This window comes from Streptomyces sp. NPDC045955 (assembly GCF_056430805.1).
In genome coordinates, this window is the sequence record NZ_JBWKKY010000003.1 from 536,390 (window position 1) to 558,523 (window position 22,134).

Sequence of the window (22,134 nt, forward strand, 5' to 3'; positions counted from 1 at the left end):
CCATCCGCGACCGGGCCCGGTGCGGCCCGCGGGTCCCGTCGAACTCGACCATCGGCAGCCGGCGGCGGGCCGCGGCGATCGTGTCGCCCTCGTGGGTGTGGGCCTCCTCGCGGACCAGCAGCTCGTCACAGGCGGCCTGCCAGGTCGCCAGGTCGACGGCGGGCGGGCGGCCGGGCTCGGCGGTCGGGTCGTCCGGGGGGCATGGTGTCCTCCGTGGTGTCTGGTTCCGGCCGGCGGCGTACGACGTCGTCCGACGCTCACCAGAACAGACTCGCGAGCCCGCCGAAACTCATCGCGGGGCCGGTCCCACACCCCCGCCCAGCCGGTCGAGCAGGGTTCACGACCAGGCGGGCGGGGCCCGCACGGAAGCCGAGGCATCACTCCCGGCCTTCCGGGCAGGGAGACGGTGTTCCGGTCCGTGTCCATCGAACGCCTCAGGGAGCTTTCGTGTCCACAACCGACAGGGATGCAGCCGCCGCTTCGGACAGAGGGGACGACACCCCGCTGCGGCGTGCGATAGGCCCCAGACTCCTGATTCTGTTCGTCATCGGCGACATCCTCGGCACCGGCATCTACGCCACCACCGGTCAGGTGGCCGGCAAGGTCGGCGGGGCGCTGTGGCTGCCGTTCGTCATCGGGTTCGTCGTCGCCATCCTGACAGCAGCCTCGTACGTCGAACTCGTCGGCAAGTACCCGAAGGCGGCCGGAGCCGCGCTCTACACCCAAAAGGCGTTCCAGGTCCCCTTCCTGACGTTCATCGTCGCCTTCATGGTCATGTGCTCGGGCCTGTCCTCGGCGAGCGCGGCGGCCCGCGCGTTCAGCGGCGACTACCTGTCCGAGTTCACGGACGTCCTCCCGCCCACCCTCGTCGCGATCCTGTTCATCCTCGCCCTGGCGGCCCTGAACCTGCGGGGCGTGTCGGAGTCCGTGAAGACCAACGTGGTCCTCACCGTGGTCGAACTGACCGGCCTGCTCGTCATCCTCACGATCGGCGCCTGGGCCGTCCTGACCGGTGACGGCGAACCCTCCCGGCTCGGTGAGTTCCAGGCCGAGGGCAGCGGTTACACACTGCTCACCAGCGTGCTGGGGGCGACGGCCCTCGGCTTCTTCGCCTTCGTGGGATTCGAGGACTCCGTCAACATGGCGGAGGAGACAAAGGATCCGGTGCGGACCTTCCCGCGCGCCATCTTCACCGGCGTCGCCGTCACCGGCACCATCTACGTCCTGGTCGCCCTGGTCTCCTCTCTGCTCGTCGACTACCGCGTACTGGAGGACTCCAGCGGCCCGTTGCTGGAGGTCGTCAAGGCCGGTGGGATCGACTTCCCGCCCAAACTCTTCGCTCTGATCGCGCTGTTCGCGGTCACCAATTCGGCACTGATCAACATCATGATGGCGTCCCGCCTCTGCTATGGCATGGCGAACGAGCGCATCCTGCCGCGTGCCCTGGGCCGCGTACTGCCCCGGCGCCGCACCCCGGTCGTAGGCATCGTCTTCGTGTCGCTCCTCGCCATCGGCCTGGTGTCCACCGGGGAGATCGAGGGCCTCGGCGACACCACGGCCTTCCTCCTGCTGTGCGTCTTCGCCGTCGTCAACATCGCCGTCCTCGTCCTGCGCCGCGACCGCGTCGAGCACCAGCACTTCCGTACGCCGACCGCCCTGCCGGTGCTCGGCGCGATCACCGCCCTGATCCTGGCCAGCCCGTTGTCCGACCGGCCCGCGGAGGTCTACATCCGGGCGGGCGTGCTGGTGGCCATCGGGATCGGGCTGTGGGTGCTCAACAAGGTGGTGCTGAAGGTACGCGGCGAGGCGTGAACGGCCACGACCGCTCGGCCGTGTCCCGTGCAACGGCACCGGGCCACCACGGCTCCCGCGCGGCGGCGGGAGCGTGGTGGCCCGGCAGGCGGTGTTGCGCGGTGGTGCGGTCAGCGGGTGAACGTGACCCGGTGTTCCTTCTTGGCGCCGCAGTTGGAGCCGTAGACCGCCACGTACACGTTGTTGATGCTGCCGCCCCAGTCGACGCAGTGCCCCTTGCCGTAGACGTAGGTCGGTCCGGCGTAGGACGTGTACCGCCCCTCGTCCGAGTCTCCCGTCTCGGTGTCGGGGACGTAGACCCATGCGGACATGTCCACGGCGGTGCCCGGGTTGTTGCGGATGGTCGTGACGCAGTTCTTCCCGTTGGTGGCGTTGTACGTCAGGTAGACCGTGCCCAGGGAGCCGACGGCCGCCGAGTTCACGGTCTTGTAGGCGCTTCCGCAGACCTTCTGCGGAGTGGTGTTGGGCGCGGCGGAGGCGGGTGACGCCAGGGCGGTCGTGGTCCCCACGGTCAGCGCCGCCAGGGCCGACGCGGCCAGGACGGAACGGGTGAATCGCATATTTCCCCCTTGCAACTCTTCGAGTGGTTGCTCCTGCATGATGTGACCCGCCGGACGCTCAAAGGGTTGTGCGTCAGTTCCCGGGAAAATCAGGCGAGTTGGGGAGTACGAGCGCGCGAGAGTCCCGCTCGGCGGGCCGGGACCGGGTGGCGTCGGGCGGCAGGGGCCCCCGAGGATGCCCACGCCCCGCCGCGTTTAGTCACCAGCCACTTACAGTGCACGCGAGATCCCGAGGATCTGCTCAGGGGTGTCACACATGCTGCACATCCCCCTTTCAAAGTCTCGTTAGCGTTACGGCTCGATCCCACGTGCGAACGTGACCAGGCCGCGGCCGGCGAGCCGCCGGCAACAGCCAGATCGGGAAGACCACACATGGACTACTGCTCCTCGTGCCGTCGGCACCTCAACGGCGCCTTGGTCTGCCCGGGGTGCGGCGCCTACGCCCCGGACATCGACCCCGCCGCCGACGGCCGTACCGGCCCGGCCGCATGGGAGTACCCGGCCGCCTCCGGCGCATGGCGCGACGAGAACGTGTGGGACGACGGCAGCGTGTGGGACACGAACAGCGCCGGCACGCGGGAGTTGCCCCTCGCACACACCGGATCGTCCGGCGGCCGCCACGACGGCCTCGGCGCCAACCCGTCCGACGGCCACGAGCCCCTGGCTTTCAGCTCGTCCGGCGGCCACGAGACCCCGGCCACGGACCCGTCCGACGGACACGGCACCCCGGAGACCGCCGCCGGAACCGACGGTTACCAGGCCCCGCAGCAGGGGCGCGCGGCACGGCGTCGTCAGATGGCCCGCTGGAAGAAGAACCAGCGCCGGGCCGTGGTGGCGACCGCCGTCGCGCTCGTCGGGGGCGGCCTCACCGTCGCCGCCATGAAGGGTGACTCGACGAACGGCGTGCCGTCGGCCACGGCACCCGGGGACAGGACCATGGGCGGCGCCGACGGTCAGGCGCCGGAGTACACCGAACCGACGTCCACCCGGAGCGGCACCGCGCGGTCCGCGGCCACGCCCACCGCTCCGCCGCACGCCGGCCGCACCTCGCAGCGCGAAAAGGCCCGGGACACCACTCCTCGCAGCACACCGGTGGACCCGCGGACGGACGCGGCCGCAGCGCCCCGTGAGCTGCCGAAGACGACACAGCCGAGGACCAGCGTCCCGGACACCGTCGACTCCGCCACCGGCGGCGCCGGCAAGTCCACGTCGACGGCGACCGAGCAGCGGACGACCCAGCCCGGGGCCGGTACCGGCAAGGACTCGCAGCAGGCCACGTCCCCCGACACGACCCCGACCACGGCGAGCCCCACCCCGTCCGCGACGCCGCCCTCGGACTCCGGTTCCGGCTCCGACTCCAAGGAACTCTGTCTGCTCGTCATCTGCCTGGGCTGAGCCGGGCGAAGGCGGTCGCCGAAAACCGGTGGCCACACCGCGGTCACCGTTCCTAGCGTCGGACGCATGGCAGACGAGTGCTTCCGGCATCCGCGGCTCGCCGCCGTCTACGACCCGCTCGACCCCGACCGCGCCGATCTCGAACCGTACCTGCGCATGGCGGAGGACTTCGGGGCGCGCCGGGTGCTCGACATCGGCTGCGGCACGGGTGTCTTCGCGCTGCTGCTGGCGGAACGCGGCGTCGACGTCGTCGGCGTCGATCCCGCCGGCGCGTCCCTGGACGTCGCCCGCGGCAAGCCGGGCGGCGAGCGGGTGCGGTGGATCCACGGTGATGCGACGACCCTTCCGCCCCTGACCGCCGACCTCGCCACGATGACGGGCAACGCCGCCCAGGCGGTCGCCGATCCCGAGGACTGGCGGAGGACCCTGCGAGGGGCCCGTGCGGCCCTGCGGCCCCGGCGGCCGTTTCGTGTTCGAGACCCGGGTGCCGGCCCGCCGTGCCTGGGAGGAGTGGACCCGTGAGGCGACGTACACCGTGACGGACGTCCCCGGTGTGGGCGCCGTCGAGTCCTGGGTCGATCTGCTCGAAGTGCGCGGGCCGCTGGTGACGTTCCGGTCGGCCTATGTGTTCGCCGCGGACGGGCAGGTGCTGACGTCGGAGTCGACACTGCGCTTCCGTGAGCGGGACGAGGTCGAGGCGGAACTCGTCGCACAGGGCTATGCCGTGGAGGAGGTGCGCGACGCGCCCGACCGGCCGGGGCGGGAGTTCGTGTTCGTCGCACGGCGCCCGCGAACAGCCGGCTGAAGCGGGCGCGCCGACGCTCAGAACCGTAGGGAGAGCAGGGGCGACGCGGTCCCTGGCAATTGCCACGGTCGCGCCGGGCAACAGGGGTACATGCGAGGAGAGTTGGTGCCGGACATGAGCCGCGCGACACGGCCGAAAACCGCTCGACGAGCACACCCGCCGCTGTCTACGATCCACCCCGCGGCATCGCGTGCCGGTCACCGGCCGGGTGAGGCATGGAGGCGCCGCGGAGATGCCCGTGGAGGCATTCAACCGTGTCTGTCGAGTTCAATCACACCATCGTCCTGTCCCGTGACCGGGAGAAGTCCGCCCGCTTTCTCGCGGAGATCCTGGGTCTGGAGGTCGGGGCACCGGCCGGGGTGTTCCTGCCGGTGACGACCGCCAACGGCGTCACGCTGGACTTCCTCACCATCGACGCCGACATCCCCATGCAGCACTACGCGTTCCTCGTCTCCGAGGACGAGTTCGACGAGGCCCTCGCCCGGCTCGTCGCGGCCCGGATCCCGATCCAGGCCGACCCGCACGGCAACCACCCGCGCAAGATCAACCGCAACGACGGCGGCCGGGGCGTGTACTTCCTCGATCCGGCGGGCCACGGCCTGGAGATCATCACCCGCCCGTACGGCGCGGACCCGTCCTCACCGCTGAACGGCGTCACGGAGGACGTGCCCGGGGCGATCTGAGCCGACCCGGGCCGGGGGCGGGACGTCGCTGACCGAGCTGCCCCCGGCCCGGCCGGGGACCGGCCGTTCATGCGCCGTCCTTCAGCGCGAGGGGAGCCGGCTCGGGACCGCCGCCGTCCGGCGGTCCCTGGTCGCGGCGGGGGAGCAGGACGGGGGTGAGGAGCAGGAAGACACCGGCGAGGGCGATGGCCGTACGGGCACCGGTCAGGTGGGCCACCAGGCCCCACAGGGCGGTCACGGCCGCGGTCGTGGCCTTGCCGGTGGCCGACCAGGCGGCCAGGGTGCGGGTGACCCGGTCCGCGGGGGTCCGGTCGAGGCGGTACGTGGCGAACACCGGATTGAACACGGCACAGCAGGTGATCAGCCCGAACTCGACGACCATGACCAGCGCCAGCCCGGCCGCACCGGGGCCGACGAAGGCCAGCCCGAGCGACCAGCACGCCCGCAGCACGCCCGCCGTGAACATGACACGGTCCCGGCCCCACCGCGCGACCAGCCGTGGTGCCAGACGTGAGCCGAGCAGGCCGCCCGTGCAGGGCACCGCGAAGGCGAGCGCGTACTGCCAGGGGGCGAACCGCAGCTCACCGACCATGAGGACCATGAGCGGCGGAGAAGCCGCCATGATCAGGGAGTTGGCGAGGACCGTGTTGAAGAACAGCGGGCGCAGCGCCGGGTCGGCCAGGATGTACCGCCAGCCCTCCAGCAGGCCGCCCGCCCGGGGCCGGGTCTTGTCGGCCGCTTGACGCACCGGGGGTTTCTCCTCGCCGCCCATCGCCCGGAGGCCGAACGCCGAGAGCAGATAGCTCACCGCGTCAACCACCACGGTCGTCACCGGGCCCAACAGCCCGATCGCGGCCCCGCCCAGCGGCGGCCCGACCATGCTGGCCGTCCAGGTCGTCGCCTCGAACCGGCCGTTCGCGACGAGCAGGTCCCGCCGCGGCAGCAGATCCTTCAGGAACGCCCCGGCCGCCGCGTTGAAGGTGATGTCGGCCGCCGCGACCGCCACCGACACCATCAGCAGTTGTACGAAGCCCAGCCGGCCCAGGGCGAACGCCACGGGGATGCTCAGCAGCACCGCGCACCGGACCAGGTCCGTCGCGATCATCACCGGGCGTTTGCGGCGGACTTCCACCCACGGCCCGAGCGGCACCGACACGGCCGCGCCGACCGCCGGTCCCACCGCCGCCAGCAGCGACACCTGCGTCGGACCGGCGTCCAGCACCAGGACCGCGAGCAGCGCGAACGCGTCGAACGCGAGCCATGTGCCGGCCGTGCTGACCGCGTACGCGCCCCACAGCCACCCGAACCGCGACCCCAGCGACCGCCTGCCCGCCATACCCGGCGCACACCCCCAGCTCCCGCGGACAACCCGGTGTTGACCGGCAGCCATCCAAGCGGGCGGCGGGGCGCCCGGGCAAACAACCGTCCCCCACCCGTGACACAACCATCGGTTGTGTCACGCGGGTCGGACGGTCCCGTGCGCGGGCCTTCTCAGCGCTGGTAGAGACCCACCAGCGTGCCATCCGCGATGCGGCGCTTCTCGACCTCCTCGTGCACCTGGTCCGCGCGGGGCGCCTCGGGCAGGACGCACGGCTCGGACAGGGCGTAGAGCCGGAAGAAGTAGTGGTGTGCGTCGTCCCCGGGCGGGGGATGCGGGCCGCCCCAGCCCCGCTGCCCGTAGCCGTTCACGAGTTCCGTACCGCCCGGCGGGCAGTGCCCGGCCTCGACGCCGCCGCTGTGCGGGTCGATGCCGACGACGACCCAGTGCGCGAAGGTGCCCGACGGGGCGTCGGGATCCTCGCAGAGCAGGACCAGCTCGGCCGCGTCGTCCGGTACGCCGCTCCAGGTCAGCGGCGGAGAGACGTTCGGTCCCTCGTACGCGTACCGGCGCGCGATGAAGGAGTGGTCGTTGAACGCGTTGCTGCGCAGTTCGATGCCGGTCATGTGCCCCGGAGTACCCCCGCGGGACCCGGACATGCGGTTCGGGACCGACGGCCCCGGGTACCCGTGAGCCGTCCGGAAAACGCGCCGGAAAGAGGTAGGGGACGGAGGATCACGAGGATGTCTCCCCTGGCAGAGGACTCCGCAGCACACCCCCGGGAGGACCGCCGCGCCCCCGCCCGCACCGCACGGCTGCGCAACCGCATCCCCGAGCCCGACGAGGAGCCCGACCTCCTCGGCCAGTACCTCACGCAGATCGCGGCGACACCGCTGCTCACGGCGGAGGACGAGGTCCGGCTGGCCCGGCGGATGCAGGCCGGCGTGCGTGCGCTGGAGGAACTGGAACGGGCCGACGCCGGTGAGCTCGACCTCGCGCCGCAGCGGCGGGGAGAGCTGGAGGAGGCCGCCCGGGACGGGCAGGCCGCCAAGGACCACATGGTCCGGGCCAACCTCCGGCTCGTCGTGTCGATGGCCAAACGGCACGCCCACCGGGGGCTGCCCCTGCTGGACGTCATCCAGGAGGGAAACCTGGGGCTGATCCGGGCCGTGGAGAAGTTCGACCACACCAAGGGCTTCAAGTTCTCCACGTACGCGACCTGGTGGATCCGCCAGGCGATCGAGCGGGGCCTGGCCGCGCACGCGCGCACCGTACGGCTGCCGATGCACGTCGTCGAGCAGCTCCAGAAGGTCGCCAAGATCGAACGGCGGCTGCAACTCGACCTGGGCCGCGAACCGAGCGTCGACGAAGTGGCCCGCGAGAGCGGCCTCGCCGCCGACAGGATCGGCTGGCTGCGCCGCGTCGGCCGGCAGGCCGTCAGCCTGGACACGCCCGTGGACGAGACCGGCGGGACCGTCGTCGGCGACCTCATCCCCGACACCGAGGTGCTCCAGGCTCCGGAGGTCGCCGAGTACCAGGCCCTCGCCGAGGAACTGCACGAGGCCGTCGGCACGCTCGCGCCCCGCGAGGCCATGATCCTCAGCCTCCGCTACGGCCTGCACGACGGCCACACCCGCAGCCGCGACGAGGTCGCCCGCCGCGTGGGCCTGACCCGCGAACGGGTACGCCAGCTGGAGAAGGAGTCCCTCGCCCGCCTACGGGCGCCCGAGAACCGTGACCGTCTGACGGCCTGGGCGGGCTGACGTCCGGCCGAGCCGCCACCCCGGTTCACCCACCCGTCAACGTCAGCGAACCGTCCGGTGCCGCTGTCACCGTCACGCCGTCGCTGATCCGGTCGAGGGTCGTCCGCAGCCATGTGCGGTCCTCGCGGGACGCGGGCTCCAGGCGCATCCGGCGTGCGCGGAGCGGGATCATGCGCAGGCCCGCCAGTCGTCCGCTGTCCGCCTCGACCGAGGCGAGGAACGCGAGGCGCAGGTCGTCGCGGTACTCCTCGTAGCCGGTGATGCCCTCGTAGTCTTCGATGAAGTCGCCGCAGCCGTACAGGATCAGCCGGTCCCGGTACACCTCCAGCGGTCGGGGGTGGTGCGAGGAGTGACCGTGGACGACGTCCACCCCGCCGTCCACCAGGGCGTGCGCGAAACGGGCCTGCTCCCGGGGCACGCGGAACCCCCAGTTCGTGCCCCAGTGCACGGACACGACCGTCAGGTCACCGGCCCGGCGGGCCGGCCGGACGTGCCGCAGTACGGTGTCGGCCGCGGCGGGGGAGAGCTCGGGCAGGTATGCCACACCGGGCCGGTCCGCCGTCGCCGCCCAGCCGGACGGGACGCCGCTGGAGCGCGCGCCGAGGGCGAAGACCAGCAGCCGGCGGCCACCGGGGAGGGGAACCGCGGCGGGGGCGTACGCCTCCTCGGCGTCACGTCCCGCACCCGCCGTCCGCAGACCCGCCCGGGCCAGCGCGTCCAGCGTCTCCAGCAGGCCGGGGCGGCCGAAGTCCAGGACGTGGTTGTTGGCGAGGACGGTCACGTCGGGCCGGGCCACGGCCAGGGCCGGCAGGTTGGCCGGGTGCATCCGGTAGTGGATCTCCTTGTCCGGGGCGAACGTGTCCGCGGACGTCACCGACGTCTCCAGGTTCACGATCCGGGCGTCCGGGGCGGCCTCCTCCAGGACCCGCAGCGCCTCGCCCCAGGGCCAGGACGGGCCGACGGGCGCGGGCACCGGGCCGTGGGCCGACTCAGCCAGCCGGACGTAGGACCGGGCGTCCTCGACGTACGCCTCCCGCAGTGCCGGATCACCGGGGTGCGCCAGAATCTGGTCGACGCCGCGCCCGAGCATCACGTCACCGCACAGGAACAGCGTCACGACGCCGCCGCCCACACCTCCACGGTAGGCGCACCCCGGACGGCAGAGTCACGCGTCGATCGTCACCGCGCACGACCACCCGTAGGGGCCCGGCCTGATCCGCAGCTCGTCCCACGCCACCGCCCTCGGGACCGCCCCGGTGATCTCCACGTCCGCGAGGCCGGTGACCGCCAGCCGTACGTCCAGGCCGCCGTCGGCCTCGTCCGCCTCCACGTCCACCGGCACCTGGCCGTACACCTCCAGCCGGAAGATGATCTCGTCCAGCAGTGAGGCGAGCAGGTCGTCGTCGCTGGCCTCGGCCAGCCGCACCCGGTCCACGGCCGTCGGACGCACCCCGGAGACGTCCGCGAAACACTCCACCATCGCCAGGACGGCCTCCGCCAGACAGTGCTCCCGGCACGCCGCCCACGCCTCGATCCGGATGTTCTCCGGATGCGGCACCGCCCGGTGCCCGCACTCGCCCGCCTGCCGTCCCTGCGCGTCGTCGTCCCTGTCACCGCCCATGAACATCGACTGCCCGAGGCTGCCCCACCCATGCAGCGACCGGCCCGGCGGTGGATCAGCCGGGCTCGTCCGCGAGGTACGGCGGCGCCGGGTCGTACTGGATGTAGCGCCGTACGGCCCGCGCGTGATCCCGGCCGTGCAGCCGCCCGACCAGCCACAGGGCGCTGTCGATACCGGCCGAGACGCCCTGGCTGGTGACCAGGTTGCCGTCCACGACGTAGCGGGCGTCCCGGACGACCGTCACGTCACCGCGGGCCTCCAGGATGTCCTCCTGGCTCCAGTGCGTGGCCACCCGCCGCCCGCGCGCGGGACCCGCGGCGTGCAGCAGGAACGTGCCGGTGCACACGCCGTGCACCCACGCGGCCCGCTCCGCCGTCTTCCCGATCCAGTCGGTGACCACCGGATTGTGCAGCTGCACCTCGCGCGCGCCCCGGCCGCCCGGGACGTGCAGCACGTCCAGCGGTGGATGGTCGTCGAGGGTGTGGTCGGGCAGGACGCGCAGGCCCTTGTTGCAGCGCACGGGGCCGGGGTGCTCGGCGACGAGCACGGCCGAGTCGGCGCCGTCGCGGAGCATGGCGGAGACGGTGAAGACCTCCCAGGGGCCCACGAAGTCGAGCTCCTCGGCTTCCTCGAAGACCAGCAGGCCATAGGTCGTCATACGGGTTCCCCGTTCTGTGAGAGGTGGTGAGCGCCGGCGGGTTCCGCGGTGGAGCGGAAGCGGGCGCGGTAGTCCGACGGCGCGATGCCGAGCCGGCGGTGGAACGTGCGGCGCAGGGTCTCCGCGGTGGTGAAGCCGTTGCGGCGGGCGATGGCCTCGACCGGTTCGTCCCCCTCGGTGAGGGCGCGCTGGGCCGCCTCGACGCGCACCCGCTCGACGTACGCGGCCGGCGGCACGCCCAGTTCGGCGGTGAAACGGCGCTGGAGGTGCCGTGGGCTCAGCCCGGCGTGCGCGGCGAGGCCGGTGATGTCGTGCCGGGCGCCCGGACGGGCGTGGATCGCGGTGACGGCGGCCCGCACCGGGTCCGTCGCCGGCTGCAGCGACCACAACGCCACGCTGAACTGCGACTGGCCGCCCGGTCTGCGCAGGAACAGCACCAGCCGGCGGGCCACCGCGTGCGCGACGTCCCGGCCCAGGTCGTCCTCCACCAGGGCGAGCGCCAGATCCATTCCGGCCGTCACACCGGCCGATGTCCACACCGGCCCGTCCCGGACGAAGATCGGCTCGCAGTCCACCCGTACCTCGGGGTGTTCCCGGGCCAACTGCTCTTCGCGGGCCCAGTGTGTGGTGACCCGGCGCCCGTCCAGCAGCCCCGCCGCCGCCAGCAGGAACACTCCGCTGCACACCGAGGCCACGCGCCGCGCACCGGCCGCCGCGGCGGCGATCCAGGAGACCAGCGCCTCGTCCTGCCGGGCCCGGTCGACACCCCGGCCGCCGACCACCACCAGCGTGTCGATCCCGACCGGGCCGAGGTCCGCCACGCCGTGCCCGGCATGCACCAGCAGCCCGCTGACCGACCTGACCGGGCCCGCCCGGGGCGCCACGACCTCGCAGGCGTAGTCCTCACCCGCGCTGTGGAACACCTCGTGCGGGCCGGTGAGGTCGAGCGGCTGGAAGCCGTCGAAGACGACGAAGACGATACGGCGGGACGTCATGCCCTCCACGCTCCTCCGGCCCGGGTCATGGCGTCAACGACACGCACCCCACGGATCGCGCCATGCGGGCCGGCGAGGCGGGACGGCTGCCGCAGGGTGGGTAGGTGGGCGGCAGGACGAGCGAACCGGGGGGAGAGGAGGCCTGCGATGATCTCCCAGACGGTCACCGTGCCCGCCGGCGGCGCCGCGCTCACCGGCGATCTGACCGTGCCGCCGGCCGCCCGCGCGGTCGTGCTGTTCGCGCACGGCAGCGGCAGCTCCCGGCACAGTCCCCGCAACCGCGAGGTCGCCGCGGGGCTGCGCACCGCCGGACTCGGAACCCTGCTGATCGACCTGCTCACCGAGGAGGAGGAACGGCTGGACGTCCGCACCGCCGAACTCCGCTTCGACATCCCCCTGCTGGGCCGCCGGCTGGTGGCCGCCATCGACTGGCTGGCACAGTCGCCCGGCACCCAGGGCCTGCCCGTCGTCCTGTTCGGCGCCAGCACCGGCGCGGGCGCGGCCCTGGTCGCCGCCGCCGAACGGCCCGACCGGGTGACCGGGGTCGTCTCGCGCGGCGGGCGGCCCGACCTGGCCGACGACGCCCTGGGCGCTGTCCGGGCGCCGGTGCTGCTGATCGTGGGCGGCCGGGACCGGCACGTGCTGCGGCTCAACGAGGAAGCGGCCCGGCGGCTGCACGTCCCGCACACCCTCCACGTGGTGCCCGGCGCCACCCACCTGTTCGAGGAGCCGGGCACGCTCGACCAGGTCACCGAGGTGGCCCGGCGGTGGTGCCACGACCAGCTGAGGACCGCGGCGGGCTGACGGCGGCCCGCGTCAGCCGCTCACGGGCAGGTCGATGCGCAACCGGGCGCCCTGCCGCAGCAGTTCACGCTGCACCAGCCGGTACGGCACACCCCGCGGCCCGTGACCGTGACGCACGGTCAGCGCGGCGCACACGCCGGCCGCCTGCCCGGTCGCCATCGCGATCGGCATGACCCGGTACGACGAGTGCGCCACGTGCGTCCCCGAGATGCAGCGGCCCGCCACCAGCAGCCGCTGCGTGCCCTTCGGCACGAGGCAGCGCAGCGGGATGTCGTAGAAGCTGCCCGCGGGCACCCGCTTCAGGAGCGTTCCGGAGCCGCGCGGGTTGTGGATGTCGACCGGGTAGGCGCCGTGCGCGACGACGTCCGGGAAGCGGCGGGCGGCCAGGATGTCGTGGCCGGTGAGGTGGTAGTCGCCGACGACGCGCCGGGTCTCCCGGACGCCGATGTGCGTGCCGCTCTGCACCACGTACGACTCCTCGAAGCCGGGCACGCGGGTGCGCAGGAAGCGGTCGATCTCCGCGAGCTGGCGCCGGGCGGTGTACTCGGCCCGTGTCAGGTCCCACACGCTGGTGCCGAGCACCCTGTTCACGCGGGTGCTGTTGACGCTGACCTCGCGCGGATGCGGCGTCGCGAAGAACAGGATGTCCTCGCGCGGCAGCCGCAGATCACCGTCGGCCCGGGCCTCCTCGACCAGGTCCCACAGACCGTGCACCCCGCGCCACTGGTCGGGATGCTCCCGCACGTACTGCGCGAAGTCCGGCCGCGCGAAGTCCGCGACCCGGAACATCAGCGTCATCGGCTGCACCAGCCCGTCCTCCGGCCGCCCGATCTCGTACGGCGCCCCGCAGGCCGCCGCGACATCGCCGTCGCCCGTGCCGTCCACGACCACGTCGGCGTCGATCACCACCGGCCCCGACTTGGTCTCGAACACCACACGCCAGCCGTCGTCCAGGCGCAGCGCCGTGGAGGCGAAGGCGTGGAACAGCATCCGCACGCCCGCCTCGTCCATCATCTCGAGCAGGACCAGCTTGAACAGCTCCGGGTCGAAGGGGACCGTGTACCCGGTCCTGGGGGAGGGCTTCAGGCAGCCGCCGCGGCCCATGAGCCGGTCCAGCAGCTGCCACAGCACGCCCTGCACGACCGGCTCGCCCTCGCCGTGGTCGGTGGGCAGCAGCCGGGCCTCGTCCCCGGACTCGGTGAACGTGGCCTGCTTGTGCTCGTTGTGGAACGACATCAGCGGCATGACCAGTGCCGCGGTCGCGTTGCCGCCGAGGAACCCGTAGCGCTCCACCAGGACGACCTCGGCACCGGCGTCGGCCGCCGCGACCGCCGCGGCGAACCCGGCCGGGCCGCCGCCGACCACCAGGACCTCGGTCCGGCCGCCGTGCTGGGCGGGCCGTTCGGGCAGGGTGACGGTGCGGGGCTCGCGCGGTTCTCGAAGGATCGGCATCGGTGTCCTCCCGCGGGCGGGGCCTCGGCGTCGGCGTCACACGCCCAGCGGACGGGGTTCGGCGGTGGGCGGGTGCGGTGGTTCTGCCTGCGTGTCCAGGAGGGAAGCGGCGCCGATGGCCTTCTCCGTGCCGCCGTCGACCTCGTCCAGCAGCAGTCCGCAGCGTGCGCAGGTCTCCAAGGCCTGCGTGGACAGCTCCCGGACGCGGGAGTGCAGCTCCTCACGGCGCTCCGGGTACTCGTCCCACAGCCGGTCCACCTCCGCCAGCAGCAGCCCGGCCTGCTCCCGCGCCACGCCCACCAGGGCGGGAGCCCCCATCCGGCGTGCGAAGTCGAAGACCTTGCCGGAGTAGGGCAGGGGCAGTACCGGCAGCCCGGAGAGCGCCGCGAAGATCACGAAGTGCAGGCGCATGCCGACCGCCAGGTCCAGATGGCGCATGAAGCCGAGCACCTGCCCCGGGCTGTACGCGCCGTGCAGGATCCGCCCCTTGTCGGGAGCGGTCATGTGGGACAGCACGGCGTGCGCGTGCCGCACGTCGTGCCGCTCCATCGGCAGGAACACCACGTGCGCGTCCAGCCGGCGGACGAGGAAGTCGGCGACGTCGGCGAGCAGCGCGTGGTAGTCGCCCTCGTCCAGCTTCTCGGCCGCCCGGCCCGGCTCCCGCACCGACATCCCCACCAGACGCGAGTCGGTGGGCACGCCCTCGTGGCGCATCATCTCGTCGGTGAACGGCTCCGCCTCCAGCAGCAGCGCCGGATCGGCGGTGACGACGACGTCGCGTTCGACACCGACCTCCTCCAGCACCAGCTTGGACTCCTCGTCGCGCACCACGACGTCCTCCATGTCCGCCAGCACCGTGCGCACGGCCTCCCGGTCCTCGGCCTCGCGCAGCGGGCCGGCGCCGATGGCGTAGGCGAACGTGCGGATGCCGCGCTCCTGGGCGGCCCGGACCAGGCGCAGATAACGGCGCGCCTCGCCGTCGAAGAGGAGCCCGCCGCCGCCCAGTACCAGCACGTCCAGCGACGCCAGCGCGTCCAGGACGTGGTTGCGGCTGACGCCCTCCCAGTCCACCACCTCGTCGGCGGACGGATGATGCACCCGGGTGTGCTCGGCGTTCCGGCTGAAGACGACCAGCCGGGCCTCGGGCCGCTGGGTGCGCAGACAGCGCAGGACACAGGTCAGGATCGACTCGTCGCCGATGTTGAAGCCGCCGTACGAACCCAGCACGCCGATGCGCGGGCCTGGCCGGGCGGGCTGCGGATGAGAAGGGGCAGTGGTCATCCGGGTGCTCCCGTCGCGTCGGAGTCTGCTCGGTGGACTGGTGCGCTGCGCCGATGGTGCGGGGAGGGCCGTGCCCGTGCGTGCGGTCCGTGCCGCACGGGCACGGGTTGCCTGCGCGCACCGCCGGAAACACCCCGCGTTCCGAGTGTGACGGAGGTCCGGAAGGTGTGCATTGTCCGGTAGGCGAGCTGTGCATTGTCCGGTGGGCGGGGGGTACGCGGGAGCCGGACCGGCGAAGGGCCCTCTCCGCGCGGGAAGCAGAGGTGACCGTCATGCGCTTCCATGATCGCCGGCAGGCCGGCCGGGAACTGGCCGAAACGCTGCGCACCCGGCAGAGCGAGGGGGCGCTGCCCGATCCCCTCGTCCTCGCCCTGCCCCGCGGTGGGGTCGCCGTGGCGCGCGAGGTCGCCGCGGCACTGGACGCCCCGCTCGACGTCCTCGTCGTACGGAAGATCGGGGCGCCTTTCCAGGAGGAGTTCGGCGTCGGCGCCATGGCCGGGGACGAGGTGCCGCTCCTCGACGAGGACGCCATGCGCCACCTGGGCCTGCGGGAGGCCGCCCTCGCGCCCGTCATCGAGCGGGAGCGCGCGGAGCTGCGCCGCCGCGAGCGGCTGTACCGGCAGGGCCGTCCCGCACCCGATCTGCGCGGACGCACGGTGATCGTGGTCGACGACGGCCTGGCGACCGGTTCCACGGCCCGGGCCGCGCTGCGATTCGTCCGCCGTCAGGCGCCCGAACGGGTGGTGCTGGCCGCGCCGGTGTGCTCCCCGGAGGCGGCCGAGCTGATGCGCGCCGAGGCCGACGAGGTGATCTGCCTGTACCAGCCGGCCGCGTTCATGGCCGTGGGCCTCTGGTACGAGAACTTCGACCAACTGACGGACCAGGACGTCCTGGAGGCGCTGCACGCGCAACTGTGATCCATTGTTCACCCGGCAGGTGTGGCGGAAATCAGCCACGTGGAGAACGATGTCCCACTGTCCACACCTGCAACAGGAGCACCAGTGAACGTCTCCCTCTCCGTGTGGCTGCTGACCGTGGCAGCTCTGTGCCTGCTCGTCGCCGTCGACTTCTTCGTCGGCCGCAAGCCTCACGACGTGTCCGTGAAGGAAGCCGGGACGTGGACGGTGGTGTGGATCGTCCTCGCCGTGCTGTTCGGGCTGGGGCTGTGGTACTTCGGTGGGAGCGGGCCCACCGGTGAGTTCTTCGCCGGTTACATCACCGAGAAGTCCCTCAGTGTCGACAACCTCTTCGTGTTCGTCCTGATCATGGCCAAGTTCGCGGTGCCCTCGCAGTACCAGCAGCGGGTGCTGATGATCGGCGTCCTGATGGCCCTGGTCCTGCGCGCCGTCTTCATCGCCGCAGGCGCGGCGATCATCACCGCCTTCTCCTGGGTCTTCTACATCTTCGGAGCCTTCCTCATCTGGACCGCCTGGAAGCTGATCCAGGACGCCCGCAAGCAGGACCACGAGAAGGAGTACCAGGAGAACAAGCTGCTGAAGATGGCGGAGCAGCGCTTCGGCGTCGCCGACCGCTACCACGGCACGAAGCTGTTCATCACCGAGAACGGCAAGCGGATCATGACGCCGATGCTGGTCGTGATGCTCGCCATCGGTTCCACCGACGTGCTGTTCGCCCTGGACTCCATCCCCGCGATCTACGGACTGACCCAGGACCCGTACATCGTGTTCACCGCGAACGCCTTCGCCCTGATGGGCCTGCGCCAGCTGTACTTCCTCATCGGCGGCCTGCTGAAGAAGCTGGTCCACCTCTCCTACGGCCTGTCGATCATCCTCGGCTTCATCGGCGTGAAGCTGGCGCTGCACGCCCTGCACGAGTCGGGCGTCCACGTGCCCGAGATCAGCATCCCCTTCTCGCTGGGCTTCATCGTCCTGGTCCTGGCCGTCACGACGATCACCAGTCTGCGGGCCTCGAAGAAGCAGGAGGCCGAGGCCGAGGAGGCGGAGCGGGTCACCGGGTCCCGGTAGGTTCCCCCGGCCGAGGGCGTCAGACGACGCCGTCCGCGCGCAGGGCGGCCACCTCCTCGCCGGTGCGGCCCAGCTCGGCGAGGATCGCCTCGGTGTGCTCGCCGACCGCGGGTACGGGGTCCATCCGGGCGGGCAGGCCCGCGAGGTCGGCCGGCGGGAGCAGGGCCTCCACCGTCGCCCCCGGCACCCCGACCTCGGTCCAGCGGCCGCGGGCGGCCAGCACCGGGTGGTTCAGGAACGCGGCGACGTCGTTGACACCGGCGCAGGCGATGCCGATGGCCTCCAGGTCCTTGAGGATCTCCTCGGAACCGGAGCGGGCGAAGCGCGCGGCGACGATCGCGTTGAGCTCCTCGCGGTGGGCGACCCGGTCGGAGGCGGTGGCGAAGCGCGGGTCGCCGACCAGCTCCGGCCGGGCCAGGAACTCGGCGCACAGGGCCGCCCACTCCCGCTCGTTCTGGATGGAGAACAGCACCTCCTTGCCGTCGGCGGCCTCGTACGTCCCGTACGGCGCGATGGTGGCGTGCTGGGTGCCCAGGCGCGGGGGCTGGGTGCCGCCGTGCCGGGTGTAGTAGGCGGGCTGGCCCATCCACTCCGCCAGCGCCTCGAACAGCGACACGTCCACCGGGTGGGCCTCGCCGGTGACGGCGCGGGTGTACAGGGCCGTGAGGATGCCGCTGTACGCGTACATCCCGGCGGCGATGTCGGCGACGGAGATCCCGGTCCGGGCGGTCCCCTCCGGGGTTCCCGTCAGGGACACCAGCCCGGTCTGGCACTGCACGAGCAGGTCGTAGGCCTTGCGGTCGGCCCAGGGACCGGTCGTGCCCCAGCCCGATATCGTGCACGGGATCAGACCCGGGCGGCGGCTGGTGACGGTGGCGGCGTCCAGACCGAGCCGGCCGGCGGCGCCCGGGGCGAGGTTCTGTACGAACACGTCGGCGCCGTCGAGGAGTTCGTGCAGGATCTCGCGGCCCCGTGGATCCTTGAGGTCCAGTGTGAGGGACTCCTTGGACCGGTTGAGCCAGACGAAATAGCTGGAGTGGCCGTGCACGGTCGTGTCGTACCGGCGGGCGAAGTCGCCGCCGCCCGGCCGCTCCACCTTGATGACACGGGCGCCGAGGTCGGCGAGCTGCCGAGTGGCGTAGGGCGCGGCCACGGCCTGCTCCAGGCTGACCACCGTGACCCCGGCCAGGGGATACCGCTGCACGCTCATGCCTCATGCTCCTGAACCTCGTACCGGACGGCGCCCGGACAGTCTCTCCCAGCCGGACGGCGGCGGCACGGCCCCTGGACGCGATCCGGATCACGCCGGCCCGGGCGGGAACGCCACGGCTACGGCCGGGCCAGGTGCCGCATGGCCAGCGCCAGTTGCAGCCGGAGCCGGCCCTGCGGGGTGCGCACCGGCCTGCCGAGCAGGTGCTCGGCGTGGGCCAGCCGGTCCTGGAGCGTCGAGTGGTGGACGTTGATCTCGGAGGCGGCCGCCCGCAGGCTCGCCGTGGCCGCGACCGCGTGCAGAGTCGCTGCCAGCCAGGGCGTGCTCGCCGCGGCCGCCTCCAGGGCGCGGACGTCCGACGGCGGTTCGGCGCCCGGTACGACGAGATCGGCGAGGAGGGCGATGCCGCCCAGCTCCTCGGCGTGCACGACGCGCGGTCCGGGGTCCTGCGGGGTGCCCTCGGCGGTGAACCGCAGGGCGGTCCGGGCCTCGGCCCACGACCGGGGCAGTTCCAGCACGGGCACGGCGGGCCCGACGCCGAGCCGTCCGACCGCGTCGGCCCGCGTCCGGAGGGGACGACCCGTGGGCGCTCGTTCAGCGGGGCGAGACCGCCGAACACAGGGCCTGGTACAGGCAGGAGCGGCGCAGCCCGGGTTCCGTGCGCAGCAGCCGCAGCGGTTCGGCCAGGAGCGCTGGGTAGCCCTGGGAGGAGGGTGGGGACGTCGGGGGAAGCAGGCGCCGACAGCGCGGCCACCGCCAGGGACAGCACGGCGGCCAGGACGTACGGGGCCCCAGCCCAGCCAGTCGCCGAGCGCGCCGCCGGCGGTGCGCGAGAGCAGCATGCCCGCGAGGGAGCCGCTCAGCAGCGTGCTGCCGGTGACGCCACGCCGCTCAGCAGCGTGCCGCCGGTGACGCCACGCCGCTCCGGCGGCACCAGAGCGGCCGCCAGTGGCCCGGCGAGCGGAGCCGCCACCGTCGCCACCCCCACCAGGGCACTGGCGGCGACCAACGGCACCAGCCCCGGCGCGGCACTCGCCGCGAACAGCCCGAGGCCGGTGACCGTGAGGAGGGTGACCAGCAGCGGGCGGTACGGGAGGCGGTCGCCGAGCGGGACGAGCAGGCAGATCCCGGCCGCGTAGCCGAACTGCGTCGCGGTGACGACGCCGGCGGCCGCGCCGGGCGAGACGTGCAGTCCGGACGCGATCAGCGGGCTGAGGGCCTGGGGGAAGTAGACGTTGCCCACGGCCGCGCCGCAGACCAGTGCCAGGGCGAGGATCATCCGGGGACTCGCGCCCGGGTGCGCTGTAGGCTGCCGTCGATCGTGATCGGGTCAGCGCCGTGAACCGCCGATGCTCGCCTACCCCGGCCGGGGCGCCGCCACCCTGTGGGAGCCGGAGCCCGAGCCGGGCGCCCCCGCCCTGACGGCCCTGCTCGGCGCGCCGCAGCACCCTGCTGCGGCTGCTGGCCGAGCCCCTGCCGACGGTCGAGCTGGCCCGGCGCCTCGGGGTGACCCCGAGCGCCGTGTCCCAGCATCTGCGCGTCCTGCACGCGACGGGTCTGGTCACCCGTGCCCGCGACGGCCGCCACGTCCTCTACCGGCGCAGCCCGCTGGGGGAGCGGCTGGCCCGGCACGGCAGGACCTGAGTACTCAGTGGCCCGCCGTACCCGACGGAGCCGGAGCGGAGCCGGACGGCGGCCTGCTGCGTGAGACGACGCGTGTGCCGCAGCCGTCGGCGACCCGGACCTGGAGCGAGCCGCATCCGCAGCGCGTCCACTCCGTGTGGCCGGTCGCGGTGGTGTGCCGGGACAGCACCCGGAACGGCTCGCCTCCGTCCGGCCAGCCGCAGTGCGGGCAGACGGTGCCGGTGGTGCTGGTCATGTCTCTGACTCCTCGTACGTCGTGGCTGGTTGACCGTCGCGACACAGCCAGGGTGCGTCGGAGCCTCCGTACACGTCCAGGTTGACTTTGTGGACTCCATTGTGAAGCGTTGGCTTCATGATTGACCTGCGTCGACTGCATGTCCTCAGGGCGGTCGCCCACTACGGCACGGTCACCGCGGCCGCCCGGGCCCTGCACTTCACCCCGTCCGCCGCCTCCCAGCAGATCCGGCAGCTCGCCCGTGACCTGGGCGTCGACCTGCTGGAGCCGCAGGGGCGCGGCGTGCGCCTCACTGCGGCCGCCGAGAGCCTGCTCGCGCACGCCGACGCCATCCAGGCCCGCTGGGACCAGGCGGAACTCGATCTACGGGCGGACCACGGGGCGCCGTCCGGGGTGTTGCGGGTGACGGGCTTCCCGGTGGCCATCTCGGTGCTGCTGGCGCCGATGGCGGCCCGGCTGGGGGAGCGGCATCCGCGGCTGTCCGTACGGATCACCGAGGCGGGCGTCCCGGAGAGCTTCGACCTCCTCTTCGAGGGTGACATCGACCTGGCGGTCGTCGAGTCGACCCCGCACAACCCGCCGCTGAGCGACACGCGTTTCGACCAGCAGCCGTTGCTCGACGACCCGTTCGACCTGGTCGTCCCCGACGGGCACCGGCTGGCCGGACGGGCCCGGGTCGATCTCGCGGAGGCGGCGCACGAGGCGTGGATCGCGCCGGTGGAGGAGAGCGCCTGCCGCCCGCACGTCCTGTCCGCCTGCGGCGCTGCCGGTTTCACCCCTGACGTCGTCCATCACGCCCTCGACTGGAACGTCGCCGCCCACCTCGTCGCCCACCGGCTCGGCGTCGCCCTCGTCCCGCGCCTCGCCCATCTGACCCCGCATCTCCCGATCACCCGGGTCCGCTGCGAAGGCAACCCCCACCGCAAGCTCCTGACCTGCACCCGCGGCGGCGGCCACGCCCGCCCGGCGGTGGCGACGGCCCTGCGGGAACTACGGGAACTGGCCCCCACGGCAGTCGCCTGAAGCACCGAGCCACTCAGGGGCGCGGGGCTGTGCTCGATTTGCGGCTCCGCCGCGTGGGCGCGAACAGCCCCCACGCACCCGTAGGCGGCAACGGTCAGGCCAGGTGCGCCAGTCCGCCCGTGAAGCCCCGCCCGTTCACCGCCCGGGCGCCCCCACCCGCAGCGCGTCCATCACGAGGTTCAGCAGGCGGTCGGCGCGTGGTCGCCAGTCGGTGTGCGGGTCGATCGTCCACAGGCCGCCGACGGCCAGGAAGAGATCATCCGCGGTGATTCCCGGGCGGATGGTGCCGGCCTTCTCGTTGGCGCGCAGGAGGAGTTCGGCCGCCTCTATCAGCGGCGTAGGGGCCGGCTTCGCGGGCTTCCCCGGCGCGCCGGTGGCCTGGCGCAGTGCGTCGGCCAGACCGGCCTTGGTCATGGCGAACTGTGCGCAGCGGTCCAGCCACTCGCGCAGCGCCCGGTCCGGTTCCCGGCACTCCAGCAGCGGTGCCGCGGTGTCGGCGACCTGCTGCATCTCGTACCGGTAGATCTCCATGACGAGCGCCTCACGGCTCGGGAAGTGGCGGTAGAAGGTCCCCTGCCCGACGCCCGCCTTCTTGGCGATCGCGCTCAGCGGAGCGTCCGCCGCACGCGTCAGTTCGACCAGCGCAACCTCCAGGATGCGCTCGCGGTTGCGTTGCGCGTCCGAGCGCAGAGGAACGTCCCTCTTCTGCCGCACTCGCCCTCCTCGCGGTCCTTGGCCGAAACCCGGCCCTTGTTAAGCGGACAGTTGTCCGTTACGTTTCCGGGTAACGGACAACTGTCCGCTTGCTCCATCGTATCGGCGGGACGTCCGTGCCGACAGCCCCAGACGGCCGTGCCGCGGCCGGACTGCCCCGCATCCTGCACCGTTGC

At 72.8% G+C, this 22,134-nt stretch carries 22 protein-coding genes and 3 pseudogenes; 10 read left to right on the plus strand and 15 right to left on the minus strand.

The features are described from left to right. Positions 1-31 precede the first annotated feature (31 nt). Positions 32-196 (minus strand): annotated as a pseudogene (locus AC07F0_RS08850) (DUF899 family protein); the annotation flags it as partial. A 251-nt stretch (positions 197-447) separates the two neighbouring features. Here AC07F0_RS08850 and AC07F0_RS08855 point away from each other — a divergent pair. Next, positions 448-1,812, plus strand: a complete 1,365-nt coding sequence (locus AC07F0_RS08855) for an APC family permease (RefSeq protein WP_478976104.1) — start codon at positions 448-450, stop codon at positions 1,810-1,812. Between the two features lie 110 nt (positions 1,813-1,922). Here AC07F0_RS08855 and AC07F0_RS08860 read toward each other — a convergent pair whose 3' ends face one another. Next, positions 1,923-2,372, minus strand: a complete 450-nt coding sequence (locus AC07F0_RS08860) for a spore-associated protein (RefSeq protein WP_436729570.1) — start codon at positions 2,370-2,372, stop codon at positions 1,923-1,925. Between the two features lie 372 nt (positions 2,373-2,744). Here AC07F0_RS08860 and AC07F0_RS08865 point away from each other — a divergent pair, with 372 nt between their 5' ends. The 3 genes and pseudogenes from AC07F0_RS08865 to AC07F0_RS08875 all read left to right on the plus strand — a co-directional run bounded on the left by AC07F0_RS08865 (position 2,745) and on the right by AC07F0_RS08875 (position 5,255). After that, positions 2,745-3,767, plus strand: a complete 1,023-nt coding sequence (locus tag AC07F0_RS08865) for an SCO2400 family protein (protein WP_478976107.1) — start codon at positions 2,745-2,747, stop codon at positions 3,765-3,767. Positions 3,768-3,833: 66 nt separating this feature from the next. Continuing rightward, a pseudogene (locus AC07F0_RS08870) lies at positions 3,834-4,572 on the plus strand (class I SAM-dependent methyltransferase). A 254-nt stretch (positions 4,573-4,826) separates the two neighbouring features. Further along, the gene (locus tag AC07F0_RS08875; protein ID WP_020275995.1) at positions 4,827-5,255 is read left to right on the plus strand and encodes a VOC family protein; all 429 of its coding nucleotides are present in this window, start codon (positions 4,827-4,829) and stop codon (positions 5,253-5,255) included. A 67-nt stretch (positions 5,256-5,322) separates the two neighbouring features. Here the strand turns inward: AC07F0_RS08875 and AC07F0_RS08880 are convergent, their stop codons facing one another. Then, the gene (locus AC07F0_RS08880; protein ID WP_478976110.1) at positions 5,323-6,591 is read right to left on the minus strand and encodes an MFS transporter; all 1,269 of its coding nucleotides are present in this window, start codon (positions 6,589-6,591) and stop codon (positions 5,323-5,325) included. Between the two features lie 155 nt (positions 6,592-6,746). After that, positions 6,747-7,199, minus strand: a complete 453-nt coding sequence (locus AC07F0_RS08885; protein WP_436729566.1) for a YbhB/YbcL family Raf kinase inhibitor-like protein — start codon at positions 7,197-7,199, stop codon at positions 6,747-6,749. 117 nt (positions 7,200-7,316) lie between these two features. On the opposite strand from AC07F0_RS08885, the gene AC07F0_RS08890 reads away from it, so the two are divergent. Next, positions 7,317-8,336, plus strand: coding sequence for a sigma-70 family RNA polymerase sigma factor (locus AC07F0_RS08890; protein ID WP_478976112.1), 1,020 nt, complete (start codon positions 7,317-7,319; stop codon positions 8,334-8,336). Positions 8,337-8,361: 25 nt separating this feature from the next. On the opposite strand, the gene AC07F0_RS08895 is transcribed toward AC07F0_RS08890, so the two are convergent. Genes AC07F0_RS08895 through AC07F0_RS08910 form a run of 4 tightly spaced genes read right to left on the minus strand, consistent with a single transcriptional unit; the run spans position 8,362 to position 11,610 of the window. After that, on the minus strand, positions 8,362-9,468 hold the full coding sequence (locus AC07F0_RS08895) for a CapA family protein (protein WP_478976115.1): 1,107 nt from the start codon (positions 9,466-9,468) through the stop codon (positions 8,362-8,364). A 33-nt stretch (positions 9,469-9,501) separates the two neighbouring features. Then, entirely contained in the window at positions 9,502-9,957 is a 456-nt protein-coding gene (locus AC07F0_RS08900) for an archease (protein WP_478976118.1), read from the minus strand. A gap of 55 nt (positions 9,958-10,012) precedes the next feature. Beyond that, complete coding sequence (locus tag AC07F0_RS08905; protein WP_478976121.1) at positions 10,013-10,615, minus strand: DJ-1/PfpI family protein; 603 nt, start codon at positions 10,613-10,615, stop codon at positions 10,013-10,015. After that, positions 10,612-11,610 (minus strand): GlxA family transcriptional regulator, encoded by a 999-nt coding sequence (locus AC07F0_RS08910; protein ID WP_478976124.1) that lies wholly within the window; start codon positions 11,608-11,610, stop codon positions 10,612-10,614. The genes AC07F0_RS08905 and AC07F0_RS08910 overlap by 4 nt, the downstream gene beginning before the upstream one ends. A 147-nt stretch (positions 11,611-11,757) precedes the next feature. Here AC07F0_RS08910 and AC07F0_RS08915 point away from each other — a divergent pair, with 147 nt between their 5' ends. Then, on the plus strand, positions 11,758-12,414 hold the full coding sequence (locus AC07F0_RS08915) for a dienelactone hydrolase family protein (protein WP_478976127.1): 657 nt from the start codon (positions 11,758-11,760) through the stop codon (positions 12,412-12,414). A gap of 12 nt (positions 12,415-12,426) precedes the next feature. Here the strand turns inward: AC07F0_RS08915 and AC07F0_RS08920 are convergent, their stop codons facing one another. Together AC07F0_RS08920 and AC07F0_RS08925 are read right to left on the minus strand one after the other, a co-directional pair. Next, entirely contained in the window at positions 12,427-13,866 is a 1,440-nt protein-coding gene (locus AC07F0_RS08920) for an FAD-dependent oxidoreductase (RefSeq protein WP_478976129.1), read from the minus strand. 36 nt (positions 13,867-13,902) lie between these two features. Next, positions 13,903-15,147, minus strand: a complete 1,245-nt coding sequence (locus AC07F0_RS08925) for a polysaccharide pyruvyl transferase family protein (RefSeq protein WP_478976132.1) — start codon at positions 15,145-15,147, stop codon at positions 13,903-13,905. Positions 15,148-15,419: 272 nt separating this feature from the next. Here AC07F0_RS08925 and AC07F0_RS08930 point away from each other — a divergent pair, with 272 nt between their 5' ends. Together AC07F0_RS08930 and AC07F0_RS08935 are read left to right on the plus strand one after the other, a co-directional pair. Continuing rightward, positions 15,420-16,064, plus strand: coding sequence for a phosphoribosyltransferase (locus AC07F0_RS08930; RefSeq protein WP_478976135.1), 645 nt, complete (start codon positions 15,420-15,422; stop codon positions 16,062-16,064). Positions 16,065-16,148: 84 nt separating this feature from the next. Continuing rightward, complete coding sequence (locus AC07F0_RS08935) at positions 16,149-17,132, plus strand: TerC family protein (protein ID WP_478976138.1); 984 nt, start codon at positions 16,149-16,151, stop codon at positions 17,130-17,132. A gap of 19 nt (positions 17,133-17,151) precedes the next feature. Here AC07F0_RS08935 and AC07F0_RS08940 read toward each other — a convergent pair whose 3' ends face one another. The 3 genes from AC07F0_RS08940 to AC07F0_RS08950 all read right to left on the minus strand — a co-directional run bounded on the left by AC07F0_RS08940 (position 17,152) and on the right by AC07F0_RS08950 (position 19,621). Next, the gene (locus AC07F0_RS08940) at positions 17,152-18,342 is read right to left on the minus strand and encodes a CaiB/BaiF CoA transferase family protein (RefSeq protein ID WP_478976141.1); all 1,191 of its coding nucleotides are present in this window, start codon (positions 18,340-18,342) and stop codon (positions 17,152-17,154) included. 119 nt (positions 18,343-18,461) lie between these two features. Next, positions 18,462-18,860, minus strand: coding sequence for a helix-turn-helix domain-containing protein (locus AC07F0_RS08945; protein ID WP_478976144.1), 399 nt, complete (start codon positions 18,858-18,860; stop codon positions 18,462-18,464). A gap of 341 nt (positions 18,861-19,201) precedes the next feature. Then, complete coding sequence (locus tag AC07F0_RS08950; protein WP_478976147.1) at positions 19,202-19,621, minus strand: MFS transporter; 420 nt, start codon at positions 19,619-19,621, stop codon at positions 19,202-19,204. A gap of 61 nt (positions 19,622-19,682) precedes the next feature. Here AC07F0_RS08950 and AC07F0_RS08955 point away from each other — a divergent pair. Continuing rightward, positions 19,683-19,986, plus strand: a pseudogene (locus tag AC07F0_RS08955) (ArsR/SmtB family transcription factor); the annotation flags it as partial. A gap of 4 nt (positions 19,987-19,990) precedes the next feature. Here AC07F0_RS08955 and AC07F0_RS08960 read toward each other — a convergent pair. Continuing rightward, positions 19,991-20,221, minus strand: coding sequence for a hypothetical protein (locus AC07F0_RS08960; protein WP_478976150.1), 231 nt, complete (start codon positions 20,219-20,221; stop codon positions 19,991-19,993). A 117-nt stretch (positions 20,222-20,338) separates the two neighbouring features. Here AC07F0_RS08960 and AC07F0_RS08965 point away from each other — a divergent pair, with 117 nt between their 5' ends. Beyond that, positions 20,339-21,244, plus strand: a complete 906-nt coding sequence (locus tag AC07F0_RS08965) for a LysR family transcriptional regulator (RefSeq protein ID WP_478976153.1) — start codon at positions 20,339-20,341, stop codon at positions 21,242-21,244. 135 nt (positions 21,245-21,379) lie between these two features. On the opposite strand, the gene AC07F0_RS08970 is transcribed toward AC07F0_RS08965, so the two are convergent. Then, on the minus strand, positions 21,380-21,958 hold the full coding sequence (locus AC07F0_RS08970; RefSeq protein WP_478976156.1) for a TetR/AcrR family transcriptional regulator: 579 nt from the start codon (positions 21,956-21,958) through the stop codon (positions 21,380-21,382). Positions 21,959-22,134 lie beyond the last annotated feature (176 nt).